This is a genomic window from Streptomyces sp. NPDC001156 (assembly GCF_053598275.1).
In genome coordinates, this window is sequence record NZ_JBSFJX010000007.1 from 17,498 (window position 1) to 32,998 (window position 15,501).

Annotated in this window: 15 protein-coding genes; 6 read left to right on the forward strand and 9 right to left on the reverse strand. The window is 72.1% G+C overall.

Annotated elements, in window-relative coordinates; translation table 11 throughout:
- Positions 1 to 4 precede the first annotated feature (4 nt).
- Positions 5 to 427, reverse strand: coding sequence for a Zn-ribbon domain-containing OB-fold protein (locus ACWDA7_RS05840; RefSeq protein WP_450602940.1), 423 nt, complete (start codon positions 425 to 427; stop codon positions 5 to 7).
- Positions 424 to 876 carry a DoxX family protein gene (locus ACWDA7_RS05845; RefSeq protein ID WP_450602941.1) on the reverse strand — a complete coding sequence of 151 codons (453 nt, stop codon included), beginning with the start codon at positions 874 to 876 and terminating at the stop codon, positions 424 to 426. Before ACWDA7_RS05845 ends, ACWDA7_RS05840 begins: the two co-directional genes overlap by 4 nt.
- Positions 877 to 1,215: 339 nt before the next feature.
- Here ACWDA7_RS05845 and ACWDA7_RS05850 point away from each other — a divergent pair, with 339 nt between their 5' ends.
- From ACWDA7_RS05850 to ACWDA7_RS05860, 3 genes are all read left to right on the forward strand, one after another.
- Positions 1,216 to 2,415 carry a flavin-containing monooxygenase gene (locus tag ACWDA7_RS05850; RefSeq protein ID WP_450602942.1) on the forward strand — a complete coding sequence of 400 codons (1,200 nt, stop codon included), beginning with the start codon at positions 1,216 to 1,218 and terminating at the stop codon, positions 2,413 to 2,415.
- 184 nt (positions 2,416 to 2,599) lie between these two features.
- Positions 2,600 to 4,825, forward strand: coding sequence for an acetate--CoA ligase family protein (locus tag ACWDA7_RS05855; protein WP_450602943.1), 2,226 nt, complete (start codon positions 2,600 to 2,602; stop codon positions 4,823 to 4,825).
- Complete coding sequence (locus ACWDA7_RS05860) at positions 4,822 to 5,613, forward strand: enoyl-CoA hydratase/isomerase family protein (protein WP_450602944.1); 792 nt, start codon at positions 4,822 to 4,824, stop codon at positions 5,611 to 5,613. The genes ACWDA7_RS05855 and ACWDA7_RS05860 overlap by 4 nt, the downstream gene beginning before the upstream one ends.
- A gap of 3 nt (positions 5,614 to 5,616) precedes the next feature.
- On the opposite strand, the gene ACWDA7_RS05865 is transcribed toward ACWDA7_RS05860, so the two are convergent.
- Positions 5,617 to 5,787: a hypothetical protein gene (locus tag ACWDA7_RS05865; protein WP_450602945.1), complete on the reverse strand. Its 171-nt coding sequence runs from the start codon at positions 5,785 to 5,787 to the stop codon at positions 5,617 to 5,619.
- An 87-nt stretch (positions 5,788 to 5,874) separates the two neighbouring features.
- Between ACWDA7_RS05865 and ACWDA7_RS05870 the strand changes: the two genes are divergently transcribed.
- A complete protein-coding gene (locus ACWDA7_RS05870) occupies positions 5,875 to 6,489 on the forward strand; it encodes a flavin reductase family protein (RefSeq protein ID WP_450602946.1) in 615 nt (204 codons plus the stop codon).
- A gap of 10 nt (positions 6,490 to 6,499) precedes the next feature.
- Here ACWDA7_RS05870 and ACWDA7_RS05875 read toward each other — a convergent pair whose 3' ends face one another.
- Entirely contained in the window at positions 6,500 to 7,810 is a 1,311-nt protein-coding gene (locus ACWDA7_RS05875; RefSeq protein WP_450602947.1) for an MFS transporter, read from the reverse strand.
- A gap of 71 nt (positions 7,811 to 7,881) precedes the next feature.
- Between ACWDA7_RS05875 and ACWDA7_RS05880 the strand changes: the two genes are divergently transcribed.
- Positions 7,882 to 8,937 (forward strand): GlxA family transcriptional regulator, encoded by a 1,056-nt coding sequence (locus ACWDA7_RS05880; RefSeq protein ID WP_450602948.1) that lies wholly within the window; start codon positions 7,882 to 7,884, stop codon positions 8,935 to 8,937.
- 53 nt (positions 8,938 to 8,990) lie between these two features.
- Here ACWDA7_RS05880 and ACWDA7_RS05885 read toward each other — a convergent pair whose 3' ends face one another.
- The 3 genes from ACWDA7_RS05885 to ACWDA7_RS05895 form a co-directional block, all read right to left on the reverse strand.
- Complete coding sequence (locus tag ACWDA7_RS05885) at positions 8,991 to 10,040, reverse strand: Zn-dependent alcohol dehydrogenase (RefSeq protein ID WP_450603057.1); 1,050 nt, start codon at positions 10,038 to 10,040, stop codon at positions 8,991 to 8,993.
- Positions 10,041 to 10,061: 21 nt separating this feature from the next.
- On the reverse strand, positions 10,062 to 11,216 hold the full coding sequence (locus ACWDA7_RS05890) for an acyl-CoA dehydrogenase family protein (protein WP_450602949.1): 1,155 nt from the start codon (positions 11,214 to 11,216) through the stop codon (positions 10,062 to 10,064).
- Between the two features lie 63 nt (positions 11,217 to 11,279).
- Positions 11,280 to 12,191, reverse strand: a complete 912-nt coding sequence (locus tag ACWDA7_RS05895) for an SDR family oxidoreductase (RefSeq protein ID WP_450602950.1) — start codon at positions 12,189 to 12,191, stop codon at positions 11,280 to 11,282.
- An 84-nt stretch (positions 12,192 to 12,275) separates the two neighbouring features.
- Between ACWDA7_RS05895 and ACWDA7_RS05900 the strand changes: the two genes are divergently transcribed.
- Positions 12,276 to 13,211, forward strand: a complete 936-nt coding sequence (locus tag ACWDA7_RS05900; RefSeq protein ID WP_450602951.1) for a cyclase family protein — start codon at positions 12,276 to 12,278, stop codon at positions 13,209 to 13,211.
- 438 nt (positions 13,212 to 13,649) lie between these two features.
- On the opposite strand, the gene ACWDA7_RS05905 is transcribed toward ACWDA7_RS05900, so the two are convergent.
- Complete coding sequence (locus tag ACWDA7_RS05905; RefSeq protein WP_450602952.1) at positions 13,650 to 14,141, reverse strand: ATP-binding protein; 492 nt, start codon at positions 14,139 to 14,141, stop codon at positions 13,650 to 13,652.
- 477 nt (positions 14,142 to 14,618) lie between these two features.
- Positions 14,619 to 15,500, reverse strand: coding sequence for an acyl-CoA dehydrogenase family protein (locus ACWDA7_RS05910; protein ID WP_450603058.1), 882 nt, complete (start codon positions 15,498 to 15,500; stop codon positions 14,619 to 14,621).
- Position 15,501: the final 1 nt, after the last annotated feature.

Genomic DNA, 15,501 nt, shown 5'->3' on the forward strand with positions numbered 1-15,501 from the left:
CGCCTCACCGCCATGGCCGGAACACCGGCACCGACATGCCCCCGGCGCGGCGGAAGGCGACCTGCAGATCCATCCCCACCCGCAGCTCGGCTCCGTCGCACTCCACCACTTCCGTCATCATCCGCGGTCCCTCCGCGAGATCGACCACGGCCGCGGTGTAGGGCGTGCGGTCCGCGAAGGCGGGCAGATCGTTGCGGTGGACGACGGACCAGGTGTAAAGCGTGGCCCGGCCGCCGGCCTGCTCCCAGGTCACGTCCTCGCTCCAGCAGTGCGGGCAGAACTCCCGCGGATAGTGGTGCGCACGCCCGCACGCCGCGCAGCGGCGGATCAGCAACCGCCCCTCGGCCGCCGCTTCCCAGTACGTACGGGTGAAGGCGTCCTGTTCGGGGAGGTCGAAGCGGGGCGGGCCGCCCGGCGTCCCGGTCACCGGAACAACCCGAGCGCGCTGTCCACCGACCACGTCTGCCACGACATCCCGAACAACCCCACCGCCGAGATCAGCGCCATCATCGAGTTCTGTCCCTGCTCGGCCCAGTCGTGGATCATGAGCGTGAAATAGAGGACGTTCAGGAGCAGCCCGCCGACCAGGGCGACGGGCGTCAGGAAGCCCGCGACCAGGCCCAGCCCGAGCGCCAGTTCCGCGTACACGACCACGTACGCCATCGTCCGCGGCCGCGGTGCGACGAGCACGTCGAAGCCGCTGCGCACCGCCGTCCAGCGATGCTTGGCCGCGACGTCCGCGGCCCACGCGATCCCGGAGCCCCGCTCGAACCACGCCTTCTTGTCCTTGTGCCGCCAGCTCTCCAGCCACCACAGTCCGAGGCCGACGCGCAGCACGGCGAACCATTCCGCACCGGTGAGCCAGATCGTGTCCATGCTGCGCCGCCCTCCCGCCGTCCAGCTATCTGACGGTACGTCAGTTCAGCGCACCCGCGGTCCGTCCGCAAGGGACGGGTACGGCCTTACCCGGCCGCGCAGACGAACTCGGCCCGGAAGCCGTGCTGGACCGCGTCCCTCGGCCGCGCCGCCTCAGGTCGCGGCACCGGACATCAGCCCGACCCGTAGTCCGGGACGGCCGCGAGCCCCACCGATCGCCCACATCCGGTCCGTCTACGACACCGGCCCCACCCACTCCTCCTACAGCCGTGATCGATTCGCAACCGATTCCCGTCTTGACCGAAACCCATCAACGCAGTCGCTGGATACGCTCCGCTCATGGCCGACTCCTCCACTGCTTCGTCACATCCCGTGGTTCCGGCTCACGAGGACCGACCCGTGTATGTGATCGGCGGCGGCCCGGGTGGGCTCGCCGCGGCGTACGCGCTGCGCGCCCGAGGTCTGCGGGCCGTCGTCCTGGAGAAGTCCGACCGCGTCGCCGCGTCCTGGCGGCGCCACTACGACCGGCTGCGCCTGCACACCACGCGCCGCCTCTCGGCCCTGCCCGGGCTGCCGATGCCGCGGTCCTTCGGACGGTGGGTGTCCCGTGACAACGTGGTCCGCTACCTGGAGAAGTACACCGAGCACCACCAGTTGGAGATCGTCACCGGAGTCGAGGTCTCGCGTGTCGAGCCGGCCCCCGACGGCACCGGCTGGCTGCTGCACGCGACCGGCGGCCGTGAGCTGACGGGCAGCGCGGTCGTCGTCGCCACCGGCTACAACCACACCCCGCGCGTCCCGGACTGGCCCGGCCGCGACGCCTACACCGGCGAGTTCCTGCACGCCGGCCAGTACCGCAACGCGAAGCCCTACGCCGGCCGCGACGTCCTCGTCGTGGGGGTCGGCAACACCGGCGCCGAGATCGCCGTCGACCTGGTGGAGGGCGGCGCCTCCCGGGTGCGGCTGTCGGTGCGCACCGCGCCCCATATCGTGCGCCGGTCCACCGCCGGCTGGGCGGCCCAGTTCACGGGGATCCTGGTACGGCGGTTGCCTGTGCGACTCGTCGACCGGATGGCCGTGCCGATGGCGAAGATCAGCGTGCCGGACCTGTCGGAGCACGGACTGCCCCGGCCCGGCACCGGGCTGTACTCCCGGGTCAACGAGGGTTCCATACCGGTCCAGGACATCGGTCTCATCGACGCCGTACGCCAGGGGCGGGTCGAAGTCGTGGCGGCCGTGGAGGCGTTCGAGGACGGCAAGGTCGTGCTCGCCGACGGCAGCCGTATCGAGCCCGAGGCGGTGATCGCCGCGACCGGGTACGTCCGCGCACTGGAGGAGCTCGTCGGCCACCTCGGTGTGCTCGATGCCCGCGGCAAGCCGGTCGTGCACGGCGCCCGCTCCCCGCGCACCGCTCCCGGCCTGTACTTCACCGGCTTCACCAACCCGATCAGCGGCATGTTCCGCGAACTGGCCGTCGACGCCCGGAAGATCGCCAAGGCGGCGGCACGCCAGGCGGAGCGGGACCAGGCAACGCGCTGACCGCTGCCGACCGGGCTACTTCGCCCCCGGCACTGCAACCACGACCGCCTGCCGCGCAGTCGATCACCAACACATGAGCGCGAGCTCCGACGAGTACCTGCGGCTCTCTTCCTGACGCTGCGTCAGTTCAGTAACCTGACATTGCGTCAGTTATGCAGGCTGTCACACAGGAGCGGGTGGAACGATGCTTGGATCAACCCACGGCACCCTCACCACCGACTCCCGCCGGGCCCGGATCCTTGCCTGCGGTGAGCCCCCCTCGCCCGTCGTGCACGGCAGGGCCGCGGGCGTCGGCGACCTCGACGTCAGCGGGCGCCCGCTGCACTTCGAAGTCCTCGACCTGGAACGGTTCTTCCGGCCCGAGTCCGTCGCCGTCGTCGGCGCGTCGGACACCGAAGGGCGACCGGGAACCGGCATCACCCGGCAGCTGCTCGCCTGGGCCGAACGGGTCGGCGCCCGGCTGCACCCGGTGCACCCCACCCGCCGGGAGGTCTTCGGCATCCCCTGCTCCCCCTGTCTCGCGGATCTGCCCGAACAGGTCGACCTCGCCGTCCTGCTCGTCTCCGACCCGCTTCCGCTCATCGAGGAACTCGGCGCGGCCAAGGTGAAGTTCGCCGTCGCCTTCGCCTCGGGTTTCGCCGAGACCGGCGAGGAGGGCACCGCCGCCCAGAACCGGCTCGCCGCCGCCGTGGAGCGGTCGGGGGTACGGCTGCTCGGGCCCAACACCAACCTCAACGCCTTCGAGCGGTTCCGGGAGGACCTCGAAGGGCCGGCCATCGCGCTCATCACCCAGTCCGGGCACCAGGGACGGCCCGTCTTCGCACTGCAGGAGCTCGGAGTCAGGCTCTCCCACTGGGCACCCACCGGGAACGAGGCCGATCTCGAGACGGCCGACTTCATCTCCTACTTCGCCGAGCGGCCCGAGGTGGGCGCCATCGCCTGCTACATCGAGGGTCTGAAGGACGGCCGCTCCTTCCTGCTGGCCGCCGACCGGGCCGCCCGGCGCGGTGTGCCGGTCGTGGCGGTCAAGGTGGGCCGCACCGAGACCGGCGCCCGCACGGCGGCCTCGCACACCGGCAAGCTGACCGGCGCGGACGACGTGGTCGACGCGGCGATGCGGCAGTTCGGGGTCGTCCGCGTCGACGGACTCGACGAACTCCAGGACACCGCCACCCTGCTGGCCCGGGCCCGCCCCCCGCGGGCGGACGGCGTGGTCGTCTATTCGATCTCGGGTGGCACGGGCGCGCATGCCGCCGACCTGGCCGCCGAGGCGGGACTGCGGCTGCCGGTCCTGTCGGAGGCCAGGCAGGCCGAGCTGCACCAGTGGATACCGGAGTACCTGAGCGTCGCCAATCCCGTGGACAACGGGGGTCATGCGGTGGGCGACGGGCGCGGCCGGCAGATCATCGACGCGATCCTCGCCGACCCCGAGGTGGGCGTGCTGATCTGCCCGATCACCGGGCCGTTCCCACCGCTGAGCGACCGGCTCGTGCGGGATCTCGTGGACGCGGCGGAGCACACGGACAAGCTGGTCTGCGTGGTGTGGGGGTCGCCGGTCGGGACCGAGCCGGCGTACCGCGAGGTCCTGCTCGGCTCCTCCCGCGTGGCCACGTTCCGCACGGTCGGCAACTGCCTCACCGCCGTCCGCGCCTACCTCGGCCATCACCGCTTCGCCCGCGGCTACCGATCCCCGTTCGACGAGGCCCCCCGCACTCCCTCCCTGTCCTTCAAGAAGGCGCACGCGCTGATGCGGCCGGGTCAGCAGCTCAGCGAGCACGCGGCGAAGCAGCTGCTGCGGGCGTACGGCATACGCGTGCCCCGCGAGCAGCTCGTGACCAGCGCCGCGGCGGCGGTGCGGGCGGCGGGTCTCGTCGGCTACCCGGTGGTGATGAAGGCCTCCGGCGCGCAGATCGCCCACAAGACCGAACTCGGCCTGGTGAAGATCGGGCTGACCTCCGCCAGCCAGGTCAGGGACGCCTACCGGGAGCTGACCGACATCGCCCGCTACGAGGGCGTGGCGCTGGACGGGATCCTGGTGTGCCAGATGGTGGAGCCGGGCGTGGAGATGGTCGTCGGGGTCACGCGCGACGAGCTGTTCGGGCCGGTCGTGACCGTGGGGCTCGGCGGGGTGCTGGTGGAGGTGCTGCGGGACGCGGCCGTACGCGTGCCGCCGTTCGGTGAGGACCAGGCCCGGGACATGCTCACCGAACTGCGCGGCCGGGCGCTGCTCGACGGCGTCCGGGGACGGCCGCCGGCCGACCTCGACGCCCTGGTGGAGGTCGTCCTGCGGGTGCAGCGCATGGCGCTGGAGCTGGGGGACGAGCTGGCCGAGCTGGACATCAATCCGCTGCTGGTGCTGCCCAGGGGACAGGGCGCGGTGGCGCTGGACGCGCTGGCGGTGTGCCGATGAGCGAGCAGGGCGTACGGCATGAGGTCCGCGACCACGTCTCCTTCGTCGTCCTGAACCGCCCCGAGGCCCTCAACGCCCTCCGGCCCGGCCAACGGGACCGGCTCATCGCCTTGTTGGAGGAAGCGGACCGGGACCCGGGGATCCGGGCCGTCGTCCTCACCGGCACCGGGCGCGGCTTCTGCGCGGGCGCGGATCTGCGGGGCGGTGCGGGGGGCGGCGAGCGGGTCGCCGGGGACGTCGCCCGGACGATCCGGCTCGGCGCGCAGCGGCTGATCGCGGCCGTGCTGGACTGCGAGAAACCGGTGATCGCGGCCGTCAACGGTACGGCGGCCGGGCTCGGCGCCCATCTCGCGCTCGCCTGCGATCTCGTACTGGCCGCGGAATCCGCCCGGTTCATCGAGGTGTTCGTGCGGCGCGGGCTCGTGCCGGACGGCGGCGGTGCCTATCTGCTGCCCCGGCTGGTCGGCCCGCAGCGCGCCAAGGAGCTGATGTTCTTCGGCGACGCGCTCCCCGCCGCGGACGCCGAACGGCTCGGGCTGGTCAACCGGGTGGTTCCGGACGGGGAGCTGGACAAGACGGCCCGCGAATGGGCGGCCCGCCTCGCCGCCGGCCCCACCCGGGCGCTCGCCCTGACCAAGCAGCTCGTCAACGCCTCCCTCGGCACGGAGCGGGCCGCCGCCTTCGCCGCCGAGGCCGCCGCGCAGGAGGTCAACATGACGACCCAGGACGCGCGGGAGGGACTCACGGCCTTCGTGGAGCGCAGGAGCCCGGAGTTCCGGGGCCGGTGAGGCTCAGGCAGCGGCCACCCGCTTGAGGATCCACAGCCCGCCCGCATCCGGGTCGCTGAAGAACACGAACAGTCCGGGCTCGTCCTCGGCGCCGCCGACCGACCAGTGGGTGTCGTCGTCGCAGTCACCGTGGAGGCGTACGAGCACGCCGTCGCGCCCGGCCTCTTTCTCCACGCCATGCCGGACGCCCGGACACGGCTCTGCCGACGCTCGCCGCACCCCTTCCCATCTGACGTATCGTCAGATTCAATGGACGGTGTGATGGGACACGTAGGGATGGCGGCCGCCGCCGTCCGTTACCTCAGGCCCGCCGAGCCCCCGGCCGCGGGGACCGTCGAGGCGCTGCCGCGCCCGGAGCTGCGGTGCGTCCGCGCGGACGAGCGGGCGCCGGTCGACCAGGGCGAGTTCCGCCGAGTGCTGGGCGGCTTCGCGACCGGGGTGACCGTGGTGACGGCCCCGGCCGCCGACGGCGCGCCCGCCCCCGCCGGGTTCGCCTGCCAGTCCTTCTGCTCCCTCTCCCTCGCCCCGCCGCTCGTCGCCTTCATGGTGGGCCGTACGTCGGCGACCTGGCCGCGCATCGCCCGGGCGGGCGTCTTCTGCGTCAACGTCCTGGGCGCCGGTCAGGGCGAGCTGTGCCGCGCGTTCGCGGTGAGCGGTGCGGACAAGTTCGCGGGCGTGGCGTACGACGCGGCGCCGGTCTCCGGGTCCCCGCGGCTGGCGGGTGCGGCCGCCTGGGTCGACTGCACGATCCACACCGTGCACACCGGCGGCGACCACCTCATCGTGGTGGGCAGGGTGGACGCCCTGGGCACGGGCGAGGCCGCCGGCGGGCCGCTGCTGTTCCACCGGGGCCGGTTCGCGCGGCTGGCGCCCTGAGGGGAGAGCCTCAGGCCGGTACGACGGCCGGGATCACCACCGGGCGCCGCCGGATCACCAGCACCATCAAGGCAGCGGCCGCGCACAGCGCGCCCGACGCGTACCAGACCACATCGTAGGAGCCGAACGCGTCCCGGGCGACACCGCCGAGGAAGGCCACGAGCGCGGCGCCGACCTGGTGCGAGGCGAGGACCCAGCCGAAGACGATCGCACTGTCGTCGCCGTACTGCGCGCGGCACAGGGCGACGGTGGGCGGGACCGTGGCGACCCAGTCGAGGCCGTAGAAGAGGATGAAGAAGAGCATCGGCGGGTGGACGCTCGGCGCCAGCAGCATGGGCAGGAAGAGGAGCGAGACACCGCGCAGGGCGTAGTAGACCGCGAGCAGGCGGCGCGCCTCGAAGCGGTCGGTGAACCAGCCGGAGGCGATCGTGCCGACGACGTCGAACACGCCGATGACCGCGAGCAGCGAGGCCGCCGCCGTGACGGGCATGCCGTGGTCGTGGGCCGCGGGCACGAAGTGGGTCTGGATCAGGCCGTTGGTGGAGGCTCCGCAGATCGCGAAGCTGCCGGCCAGCAGCCAGAAGGTGCCGGTGCGGGCGGCCGAGGAGAGGACCGTGACCGCACGTCGGGCGGCGCCCCGGGCGGGCTCCGGCTTCGGCACGAACTCCTTGGCCCCGTACGGCTTCAGACCGACGTCGGCCGGGTGGTCGCGCAGCAGGAGCCAGACGAAGGGGACGACCGCGAGGGCGGCGAGGGACACCGTGACGGCGGCCGGGCGCCAGTCATGCGTCTCGACGATCCAGGACAGCACGGGCAGGAAGATCAGCTGCCCGGAGGCCGAGGCGGCGGTGAGGATGCCGGTCACCAGGCCGCGGCGCTCGGTGAACCAGCGGTTGGTGACCGTCGCGGCGAAGGCCAGCGCCATCGAACCGGTGCCGAGGCCGACCAGCAGACCCCAGCACAGCAGTAGCTGCCAGGCGGAGTCCATCCACACCGTCAGGCCCGAGCCGAGCGCGATCACGGTCAGGGCCACGGCCACGATCCGGCGGATCCCGAAGCGGTCCATCAGGGCGGCCGCGAAGGGGGCGGTCAGCCCGTACAGCGCGAGGTTGATGGAGACCGCGGCGCCGATCGTGCCGCGTGACCAGCCGAACTCCTGGTGGAGCGGGTCGATGAGCAGTCCCGGCAGGGAGCGGAAGGCGGCGGCGCCGATGATCGTCACAAAGGTGACGGCGGCGACGAACCATGCCCGGTGGATGCGGGGCGGCTTCTTGTCGGTCCGGAACTCCGCTGCGGCCGCGGCGTCGGTTGTCTGCGTCACGTCATAGAGGATCCGGGCCGGAGCGGGCCGATACGAGTGGCCCGGAGGACAGCCTTCGCTAGGATCGGGCCATGACTCCTGGGTCCCCGTTCCGGCCGCACCGCGTCGTCGTCCTCGCCCTCGACGGGCTACTCCCGTTCGAGTTGGGCATCCCGCACCGGATCTTCGGGCGCCCGAAGGACGCGGCTGGACGGCATCTGTACACGGTGGTCACCTGCTCGGTCCGGCCACCGGGGCCGGTGCAGACCGATGCCGACTTCGCCATCCACGTCGAGAACGGCCCGGAGGCACTGGCGACCGCCGACACCGTCGTCATCCCCGCCTCGTATGAACTCGGCCCGGTCTTCGAGGAGGGCGTGCTCACCAACGAACTGGCCGCCGCCCTCGCGCACATCCGGCCCGGCACCCGGCTCGCCTCCATCTGCACCGGTGTCTACGTCCTCGCGGCCGCCCGCCGTCTCGACGGGCGGCCCGCCACCACGCACTGGTCCGACGCCGAACACCTCCAGCGGCTCTTCCCGCGGATCAGGGTCGACGCGGACGTGCTGTTCATCGACGACGGCGACGTCCTGACCTCGGCCGGTGTGGCGGCCGGGATCGATCTGTGCCTGCACATGGTGCGCCGTGACCACGGCACCGCGGTCGCCAACGAAGTGGCCCGCCACACCGTCGTACCACCTCATCGCGCCGGCGGTCAGGCGCAATACATCCACCGGCCGGTACCGGATCCGCAACTGGCGACCACGACCGGCGCTCGCGCGTGGGCGCTCGAGCGCCTCCACGAGCCCCTTCAGCTCCGGGACATGGCGGAGCAGGAGTCCATGTCGGTGCGCACCTTCACCCGCCGCTTCCGCGAGGAGGTGGGCGTCAGCCCCGGCCAGTGGCTGACCCAGCAGCGCGTGGAGCGGGCCCGTCATCTGCTGGAGTCCACCGATCTGTCGGTCGACCAGGTGGCGCGGGACGCGGGATTCGGCACGGCCCAGTCGTTGCGGCAGCACCTGCAGGCGGCGCTCGGGGTCACCCCCACCGCCTATCGGCGGACGTTCCGCACGGATTCCCCGGACCCGGCGGCCGACCGGACCAATGGTGCCGGCGGCCGCCAGTCCCTCGCCGTCAGCAGGGGATGAGGACGGGCATCGCACGCTTTCGCCCAGGGCACCCGCCGCCGTGAGCGCCCGGGTCAGAACGTCAGTACGGCCCTCGCCACCCTCCCCGCGTGCGCGTCGGCGGCCGCCTTCTCGTAGTCCTCGACCGGGTACGTGGCCGTCACCAACTCATCGAGGAGCAGGCGGCCTTCACGGTAGAGGCGGGCGTACAGCGCGATGTCGCGCTGGGGGCGGGAGGAGCCGTAGCGGCAGCCCAGGATGGACTTGTCCAGGTACATCGAGGAGACGAGGAACGTCGCCTCGGCCGTCGCCGGCGGCACCCCGAGCAGGACAGCCTGGCCGTGCCGGTCCAGGGAGTCGATCGCCGCGCGGATCAGCTCGACGCGGCCGACGCACTCGAAGGCGTGGTCGGCGCCGGTGGGCAGCAGGTCCCTGATCCCGTCCACCGAGGTGAGGAAGTCCGTCGCGCCGAACCGGCGGGCCATCGCCTCCTTCTCCGGGTTGGCGTCCACCGCCACGATCCGTGAAGCGCCCGCGATCCGCGCCCCCTGAAGGACGTTGAGACCGACGCCGCCTGTGCCGATGACGAGGACGGTGTCGCCCCGGTCCACCCGGGCACGGTTCAGCACGGCGCCCACACCGGTCAGGACGCCGCATCCGATCAGCGCCGCCGACGGCAGCGGGATGTCCTTCGGGATACCGACCGCCTGGACCGCCTTCACCACGGTCCGCTCCGCGAAGGCCGAGTTGCAGGCGAACTGGTGGACGGGCCGGCCGCGATGCGTGAACGGCCGCCCCGGGCGCCCGATCGCCTGCCGGCACATCGTGGGCCGCCCCCGGTCGCACTCCGCGCACGCCCCGCAGTTCGCCAGGGTGGACAGGGCCACATGATCCCCTGGCCGGACATGGGTGACGCCTTCGCCGACCGTCTCCACCACGCCCGCGCCCTCATGGCCGAGCACCACCGGAACGGGGAAAGGTATGGTCCCGTCCACCACGGAGAGGTCGCTGTGGCACAGCCCCGCCGCGCGGACCGCCACCCGCACCTCGCCGGGCCCCGGGTCCCGTACCTCCAGATCGTCCACGACCTGCGGCTGCGTTCCGTCGTAGAGCACGCCTCGTATCGCACCTGGCATCGCAACTCCTCAGCCCTTGGGTCCCCTGGGTTCCTTCGGCAGGCCGAGCACGCGCTCGGCGATGATCGTGCGCTGGACCTCGTCCGAGCCGCCGTAGATGGTGTCGGCCCGGCTGAACAGGAACAGGTGCTGGAACCGGTCCAGTTCGTAGGGCGACCGCGGCGACCAGTCGTCCGGACCCACTGCCCCCGCCGCGCCCCGTACCTGCACCGCCAGCTCGCCCAGCCGGCGGTGCCAGCCGGCCCACAGCAGTTTGGCCACGCTCGGGGCGCCCGCTCCCGCCGTGCCGCCCAGCGTGCGCAAGGCGTTCCAGCGCATCGCGCGCAGTTCGGCCCACAGCGTGACGAGACGGTCCCGTACGACGGGATCGTCCGCGGCCCCTGTGGCCAGGGCCGTGCGCACGACGTCGCCCAGCTCCTTCGCGAATCCGATCTGCTGGGCCAGCGTGGAGACGCCTCGTTCGAAGCCGAGCAGGTTCATCGCGACGCGCCATCCGTTCCCCTCGCCGCCGACGACGTGTTCGGCCCGGGCCGTCGCACCGTCGAAGAACACCTCGTTGAACTCGCTGGTCCCGGTGAGCTGGCGGATGGGCCTGACCTCGATCCGGCCGGGCTGGTCCATCGGCACGAGGAGGAGGCTGAGGCCGTGGTGGCGGCGCGCAGCCGGGTCGGTGCGGGCGAGGACGAAGCACCAGTCCGCCTCGTGGGCCAGGGAGGTCCAGATCTTCTGGCCTGTGATGCGGTAGGTGTCCGGGGTGTCGCGTACGGCGGTGGTGCGGAGCCCCGCGAGATCGGAGCCGGCACCGGGTTCGCTGTAGCCCTGGCACCACAGTTCCTCGCCGCGCGCTATCGGAGGCAGGAAGCGGGACTTCTGGCCGGGTGCGCCGTGTGCGAGGAGGGTGGGGGCGAGGAGGTTCTCGCCGATGTGCCCGGAGCGGGGCGGCGCCCCCGAGCGGGCGTACTCCTCCGCCCATGCGACCTGCTGGGTGAGGGTGGCACGGCGGTTGCCGTGACCGTCCTCGGGCCAGCCGAGGCCGATCCAGCCGGCGCGCCCGAGCGTGCGTTCCCAGTCGCGCCGGGTGGTCCGGACCGGAAGGTTGGCTTGCAGCCAGGCTCTTGCCTCACTTCGGAAGGCCTGGTCCTCGGGATCGGGGCCGAACTCCACAGTTGCCGCCTCACATCGGTGTCCTGGCATTTCACGATCGGCTGTGCGGGCCGGAGTACAGCCCTACGCATTGGGTCGGGTCCCCTCCCGCGCCGCCCTCTCCATCGCCTCCAGTTGCTGGATCATCGGCATCGGGTCCGTCCCCACCGAGCCCGGCAGGAATTCCGCGATCCGCTCCGGGGTCCAGGAACCCTCCGCGTACGCCGCCCGTACTTCCCTCGGCTGCGCCCAGACCGCCAGCTTCGGGCCCGCGATCGTGTACACCTGGCCCGTGATGCCTTCCTGCCGGGCGCGATCGGACAGGAGGTACACCACCAGCGCGGCCACGTCCTCCGGTTCGCCGATCTCCTTCAGCTCCATGGGCACGTTCGCCGACATCCGCGTCCGGGCCACCGGCGCCACGGCGTTCGCCGTCACCCCGTACTTGTGCAGCCCGAGCGCGGTGCTGCGGACGAGGGAGATGACGCCGCCCTTCGCCGCGCTGTAGTTGGCCTGCGCCACCGAGCCCTGGTGGTTGCCGCTCGTGAAGCCGATCAGCGTGCCCGAGCGCTGGGCGCGCATCACCGCCGCCGCCGCGCGGAACACCGTGAACGTGCCCTTGAGGTGGGTGGCGACCACCGGGTCCCACTCCTCCTCGGTCATGTTGAAGAGCATCCGTTCGCGCAGGATGCCCGCCACGCACACCACGCCGTCCAGACGGCCGTACGAGGCGAGCGCCTCGTCCACCACCCGCTGTCCGCCCGCCATCGTCGAGATGTCGTCCGCCACCGGGACGGCCTCTCCGCCCGCCGCCTCGATCTCCTTGACCACGGCCTCGGCGACCTCGCTCGTCGGGGAGGCGCCCTCCACCGACACCCCGTGGTCGTTCACGACGACCTGCGCGCCCTCCGCCGCGGCGGCCCGTGCCACCGCCCGCCCGATCCCGCGGCCCGCGCCCGTGACGGCGACGACCTTGCCTGCCAAGAAGTTCCCCACGCCCGGCCCCTTCCCGCAATTTCTGACGGTCCGTTAGATTTTATGGCCCGGCAGACGGCCGGAGACAAGCCCCGGGGAGGATTCATGTCGCTGCCAGCACTGCATCCGGCGTTCCATGAGATCGCCAAGCGCGTGAACAACTGGGGTCGTTGGGGCCGTGACGACGAGATCGGAACCCTGAACCTCATCACCGACGAGGTGGTCAGACAGGCCGCGGCCTGCGTGCGCAGCGGCCGACGCATTCCCCTCGCCCTGCCACTGCAGCAGGACGGCGTCCAGACCGGGGTCATCCCCGGCCGCGTCAACCCTTTGCATGTGATGGTCCAGATCAACCAGGAGATCTTCGGCCCCGGCACCATCGCATGCAGCGACGACGCCGTGACCATGGGCCTGCAGGCGGCCACCCACTGGGACGCGCTCACTCATGTCTCGCACTCGGGGAAGCTCTACAACGGCCGCCCGGCCGACACCATCACGCCCCACGGCGGCGCCGCGTTCGGCGGCATCGACAAACCGCGGCACCTCGTCTCCCGCGGGGTGCTGCTCGACGTGGCCCGTGCGCTCGGCCGGGACCGGCTCGACGGCTCGCACGCCGTGACTCCGGAGGACCTCGAGGCGGCCGAGGAGTTCGCCGGTACGCGGGTCCGGGCCGGCGACGTCGTCCTGGTGCGGACCGGACAGATCCAGACCTATCTCGCGGGCGACAAACAGGCGTACGGGTATCCGTCACCGGGGCTGTCCGTGCGCACTCCGGAATGGTTCCACGCGCGCGATGTGGCCGCCGTCGCCAACGACACGCTCACCTTCGAGGTCTTCCCGCCCGAGATCGAGGACCTGTGGCTTCCCGTGCACGCCCTCGACCTGGTGGAGATGGGCATGTTGCAGGGCCAGAACTGGAATCTCGAAGAGTTGTCCACAGCCTGTGGAGAAGAGGGGCGCTACACCTTCCTGCTGTCGGCGATGCCCGAACCCTTCGTCGGCGGGACGGGGACACCCGTGGCGCCGGTCGCGGTCCTCTAGGGGAGTCCGCACCGAGAGGGTCGGGTGGCGGCGCGCCGGCCCCACTCCCGGCTCCGCTCACGCGGGAGGTGCCCCCTCCTCACCCGAGCACGGCACCGCGCACCGCCATCCGGCTCGGCGTACCCGCCCCTCCCCGGGACGGTCCCGTGGACCGCCTGCGAGGAGCCGACGCCGAAATCACGATCCGCGCTCGTCGAGGGCTCCCGTCACCGGAACCCTCGGCGTCCCCTCACGGCGAATCGCTGCCCACAAGCAGTGATCAGCTGAACTCCGTGCGTCAACAGCGGTCAGGGGATTCCTCACTAATACCCTTTTTGTGACGGCGCGCGCAGAGGCACGGTCGGGCGCATTGCCACGCGCCCGACCCCACAGGGCCTGAGCCCGTGCGGCCTCGTGCTCAGGCGCATGCACTCGTGCCCCGGACGTCGGGGCACACGGCTACACCACGCCGAAGGCGAACTCCGGGGACAGCGCGCCCATCCGGTACTCGGCGAGCCGGTCCGCGGCCCCCGCCGCACAGCGATCCACCTCGCACCAGATGCGTTTGCCCAAGCCCTCCGGGTCCCACCCCCAGCGGTCCGCGAGCCCGTCGACGAGCTCCAGGCCGCGGCCACCCGTCTCGTCACCCTCGGCGTGCCGGGGCGCCGGCGGGCGGGTGCTGGCATCGGCCACCTCGAGGCGAACCGTGCCGCCCGGAGTGCCCGGGGCACCCTCCCGCACTCCCGTCAGCAGCAGCCGCAACACGGCCGGACAGCCGGTGTGCACCACCGCGTTGGTGACCAGCTCGGAAACGAGCAGCACCAGCGTCTCGGCCAACGGCTCGTCCGCCGCTATCCCCGACCCGGCGAGCCGGGAACGCGCCCATCGGCGGGCCCGCCCCACCTCCGCGGGGTCGGGCCGGATCTCCAGCTGCACTTGAAGCACCTGCACCGCTCACACCATCCGAACCGGCGGACACATCGCCTCGCGCCTCGCAAGCGCCACGATCGTGGTCATCGTCTGCATGGCAGGAACCAGGGTCACGGACCGTGATTCCCTTGCACGACAGCATGGTTGACGTACAGTCACCCCAACAAGCGCTTCGGGCATATTCCAGCGCGAAGGAGTACGCGTACGGCATACTGTGCGGCGCCTGTCGAGACGAGTCGAGCAGGCAGGTACGGAGGTCCTCCCTGCCCTGCGGGCGGTACGCAGCGCCGGATCCGGCGCCGCCATAGGGGCCGCACCGATGTGGTTCGGGCTCGGAACCGCTCGCATCCCACACAAGGTACCGGAGCCCCCCACCGACTCCAGTCCGTGACAAGTCACGCATAGGACACAACCCGATATCAACGCTCTGTGATGTCGGATCGCCACGTTCCGCGATATTCACGCCGCCCGCCCCGAAGAGTGCCTGTACAGAGGCGTTTAGACCGCTTTCGGCAACAGGTCCACGGCAAGCAGTTCGTCACTGTACGCAGTCGGCCCCGTGCGCTGGGTCCGCACCCAGGCCCGCTTTAGATACAGGTGTACGTCCGCCTCCCATGTGAAGCCCATGCCGCCGTGCACCTGCAGACAGTCGCGGGCGCCGCGCACGGCGGCCTCGTCGGCGAGCAGACGCGCGGCCGCGATGTCCAGGGGATCGGCGGTGACGGCGGCCGCGTAGACCGCGGCGCGGGCCGTCTCCACGCGCACCAGACTCTGCGCGCACATGTGCTTGACCGCCTGGAAGGCTCCGACCGGCTGTCCGAACTGCTCCCGCGTCCGCGCGTGCTCGACGGCCAGTTCGCAGGTGCGGGCAGCGCCGCCGAGTTGTTCGGCCGCGGTGAGGAGGACGGCGACGGGGCCGGGGCCGTCGCCCGGGTCGCCCGGCAGCCGGTGCAGCGGCGTCAGCGGGTCCACCGATGCCATCGGTACGGCGCCGGTGACGTCCCCTTGTACGGCGTCCGCCTCGGCCAGCCACTCCACGAGCCCGCCGGAGGGGGCCGTGACCACCGTCTCGCCGGCCGCCGCGCCCACCACCCGCCCGGCCGCGAGATGCGTGGCGACCAGCGGTCCGGGCAGCAGCGCCCGGCCCGCCTCCTCGAAGACGAGCACAGCCTCGGGCAGTCCGAGTCCGGCACCGCCCTCCGCCTCCGGCAGTCGCAGCGCGAAGAAGCCCGCCCGGCCCAGCTCCCGCCACAGCGCGCGGTCGAGCACCCCGGGCCGGCCGGCGGCGGCCCGCAGCGCCTCCCGGCCGAAGCGGCGCACGAGCAGTTCGCGGACTCCGGCCCTCAGCGCCCGCTGGTCGTCGGTCGGCTGGAAGTGCAAG

Coding starts and splice junctions, on each gene's coding strand:
- ACWDA7_RS05855 (WP_450602943.1), top strand. CDS start 2,600: ATGCTTGGATCAACCCACGGCACCCTCACCACCGACTCCCGCCGGGCC.
- ACWDA7_RS05845 (WP_450602941.1), bottom strand. CDS start 876: ATGGACACGATCTGGCTCACCGGTGCGGAATGGTTCGCCGTGCTGCGC.
- ACWDA7_RS05900 (WP_450602951.1), top strand. CDS start 12,276: ATGTCGCTGCCAGCACTGCATCCGGCGTTCCATGAGATCGCCAAGCGC.
- ACWDA7_RS05870 (WP_450602946.1), top strand. CDS start 5,875: ATGGGACACGTAGGGATGGCGGCCGCCGCCGTCCGTTACCTCAGGCCC.
- ACWDA7_RS05850 (WP_450602942.1), top strand. CDS start 1,216: ATGGCCGACTCCTCCACTGCTTCGTCACATCCCGTGGTTCCGGCTCAC.
- ACWDA7_RS05880 (WP_450602948.1), top strand. CDS start 7,882: ATGACTCCTGGGTCCCCGTTCCGGCCGCACCGCGTCGTCGTCCTCGCC.
- ACWDA7_RS05860 (WP_450602944.1), top strand. CDS start 4,822: ATGAGCGAGCAGGGCGTACGGCATGAGGTCCGCGACCACGTCTCCTTC.